Consider the following 539-nt stretch of genomic DNA (forward strand, 5'->3'; position numbering starts at 1 on the left):
TCCTTCGGTTTCAGGCCGCGAATGCTTCGACAAGGGGGCCGGGGTCTGCAGCAGAAGCTTCTGGTTCCAGTAATAGGTCGAGATGTGGTAGTACAGTTCGACCGCGGTTTCCGGCATCCGGAACGAGGGAATGCCGGCGTCCTCAAGCATGGAGCGTGCCTGATGCACCTGCTCCTCGCCCATCCAGCAGGTGAGAATCGGTTTGGCGGTCAGCAGGTCGACTTCGATCACCGCCTTGGCAACCTCCATCGGCTGCGTCATGGCCTGTGGCGAGAGCATGACCAGCACACCATCGACGTTGTCATCCTCGGCGATAGCCAGAATGGCGTCGTGATAACGCTTCGGTGTGGCATCCCCTTCGATGTCGATGGGGTTGCGTTGCGACCAGGTCGGCGGCATCTTCGAATTGAGTGTCTGAATGGTGCTGGCAGACAGTTCGGCCAGCGGAATCTCGAGATCGCCAGCACGGTCTGCGGCCATGGCCCCCGGTCCGCCGCCGTTGGTGATGATCGCCAGGCGCTTGCCTTGCGGGCGGAATT

1 pseudogene is annotated in these 539 nt (G+C 61.2%); it reads right to left on the bottom strand.

The features are described from left to right. Positions 1-539, bottom strand: a pseudogene (locus CAPSK01_RS21425) (GNAT family N-acetyltransferase); the annotation flags it as partial.

It is taken from the genome of Candidatus Accumulibacter vicinus (genome assembly GCF_000584955.1).
GTDB classification, from domain to species: domain Bacteria; phylum Pseudomonadota; class Gammaproteobacteria; order Burkholderiales; family Rhodocyclaceae; genus Accumulibacter; species Accumulibacter vicinus.